At 50.3% G+C, this 2,220-nt stretch carries 4 protein-coding genes; all 4 read left to right on the forward strand.

Annotation, left to right across the window (positions count from 1 at the left end; all coding sequences use genetic code 11):
- Positions 1-354: 354 nt before the first annotated feature.
- The 4 genes from A1355_RS09325 (at position 355) to brnA (ending at position 2,129) form a co-directional block, all read left to right on the forward strand.
- Entirely contained in the window at positions 355-1,059 is a 705-nt protein-coding gene (locus A1355_RS09325) for a DUF2971 domain-containing protein (RefSeq protein WP_064027298.1), read from the forward strand.
- A gap of 47 nt (positions 1,060-1,106) precedes the next feature.
- Entirely contained in the window at positions 1,107-1,388 is a 282-nt protein-coding gene (locus A1355_RS09330; RefSeq protein WP_064027301.1) for a hypothetical protein, read from the forward strand.
- A gap of 233 nt (positions 1,389-1,621) precedes the next feature.
- Positions 1,622-1,885, forward strand: coding sequence for a BrnT family toxin (locus A1355_RS24500; RefSeq protein ID WP_082885461.1), 264 nt, complete (start codon positions 1,622-1,624; stop codon positions 1,883-1,885).
- Complete coding sequence (gene brnA, locus A1355_RS09335; protein ID WP_064027303.1) at positions 1,875-2,129, forward strand: type II toxin-antitoxin system BrnA family antitoxin; 255 nt, start codon at positions 1,875-1,877, stop codon at positions 2,127-2,129. The genes A1355_RS24500 and brnA overlap by 11 nt, the downstream gene beginning before the upstream one ends.
- Positions 2,130-2,220 lie beyond the last annotated feature (91 nt).

Consider the following 2,220-nt stretch of genomic DNA (forward strand, 5'->3'; position numbering starts at 1 on the left):
TGTTAAAGGACCGCTTACCGTCTAACACCTCTCTCAAGCTGAGCACCAAGTGCAAAACACCGGGCCCGCGCTACAGCTTGGTTTATTATATTCCGCGCGGGCCCGGCGTTTCACCGTCGGCACCAGCGTGGCTCGAACGTTAGCCCCCTGATCAATATCATGCGTTCTCCGAACCGCCTCCACGAAAGAGAGACGTTCTGCAAATACATGTCTGCGGCTACTGCTTCTTGCGTGCTTCAAAGCAGATCGCTTCGTTGGAGTTCTCCCATCCTATTCAATGATCCATTTGATGTGCCTCGCGAGTTGTCATTTGGTCTTTCACCAGATCACATCTCTGCCGCGTTGGTAGATCGAATGCTTGGTCTTATCAGGCAACCTCCTCAAGACGCATCTAAACTGGAGCCCAAGCTAAGACTGATTGTTGAAGCGGTGAAACGCGGTATATCGGACGAGGTCCAAGCCGAACTCATTGCTGGAATAGAAGATTCAGGCAAAACATATAAACCAACTGGCGTTGCCATGGAAGCGTTCCGGCAAATGTGGAGGCAGTTACTTCCAGATTTCAGAATCCTCTGCCTCACCGAAAGCCCCGCGCACGCCGCAATGTGGTATCACTATGCAGATCAATACCGAGGTGTGGTGCTGGAGTTTCGCTGTGATGATCACGCTGACAGCGCTTGGCTAGCGGCAAAGCCAGTGTCCTATCCGCGCGACAAGCCCTCTGTTTACACAGCTTCTGGTTGGGCCGAGTTATTGACACTCGAAAAAGAGCTAGCGTTGGACCGCATCCTTGATGCCGCCACCTATACCAAATCACCTGATTGGAGCTACGAGAATGAATGGCGAATCACATCCTTTCGGCGCCCAACTGATACAGGTCCATTTACCGACCGCAAGTTCGGAGTCGAAGAGCTTTCTGCTGTTTATCTCGGCCCAAACATATCAGAAAAATACAGAGAAACCATCATCGCAATCGCCAGCTCTTACCCCACGCTTCGCCTGATCAATGTGTCAGTTGGAATGAGTCGTGAATTCGAGTTCACAGCGACAGGCGACTAACCAGTCACGCCTCCGGCGGCCGCTGAATTCAAACATTAGGAGGAGTAATGCTCGCACTAATTTTCGATGCCTTGGGTTCGTACTTCTTGATTCAGAAAATATCACGGTGGCTTTACCTAATCCCGCTTGCAGTGTTGCTGGGTATTGTCAGTTCATTTTCTACGAACCTTGCAATGCACTACATTTGGCCAGATCTCTTCCCTCCGGGTGAGGCGGCAATGAGGGCAGTAACAGGTTCTGTATTACACCCATTTTTTTGCGTGTTTTGCATGTGGTGGTTTCGCCGCAAGAAATTCAAGGCGCAGGCCATAAGTGAAACCTCCTCCTAACATGGCGCTCAACCTCGCTCACTTCGGTCGCTGGACTCGTCAAAGCTACGCTTTGGCGAGCCGGTTAGCGCGTAGCTTAGGTTAGCGCAGTGCGTAGGTTGGGTTAGCTAAGCGTAACCCAACCCAACCCAACATGTCGGAGCTGGAATAGCCCGGTAGGGTTCGCAAAGCGCATCTTTTTTATCCTGTCATTCCGCTTGCAAGCAATGTGATAACGGTATAATTTCTATACCATGATGACATTCGAGTTTGATGAAAACAAGAGCCGGTCCAACTTTGAAAAACATGGAATTGATTTTGTCGGCGCTCAGCTACTTTGGGATGATCCAGACCTTGTCGAAATACCCGCAAAAACGGTTGATGAACCCCGAGCGCTGATCATCGGCACGATTGCTGGAAAGCATTGGTCTGGTGTGGTTACCTACCGGGATGGAAACATTAGAATTATTTCCGTGCGTCGATCGCGGCAAGAAGAGGTGGATTTATATGAAAGCTAAAGAGCTTGACCAAAAGTTTGATAACGGGGAAGACATCCTGGATGCCGTGGATTTATCCAAGGCCAAAAGAGTTATGCAGGATCAAAAAAGGGTTAATGTTGATTTTCCTGCCTGGATGCTTGAATCTTTGGACAAAGAAGCCAGCCGCGTCGGGGTAACACGCCAATCCATCATAAAAGTCTGGTTGGCGGAGCGCCTTGAACAACTGGCCGCTAACAAAGCGTTACAGCGTACAAGCCGCTGAATGCAACGTTGGACCCAAGAGTACGTAGGTTGGGTTAGCGAAGCGTAACCCAACACGTCGGCGCTCAATGGACCGGCAACCGCGAACTTTC

The organism is Methylomonas koyamae, from assembly GCF_001644025.1.
Lineage (GTDB): Bacteria > Pseudomonadota > Gammaproteobacteria > Methylococcales > Methylomonadaceae > Methylomonas > Methylomonas koyamae_A.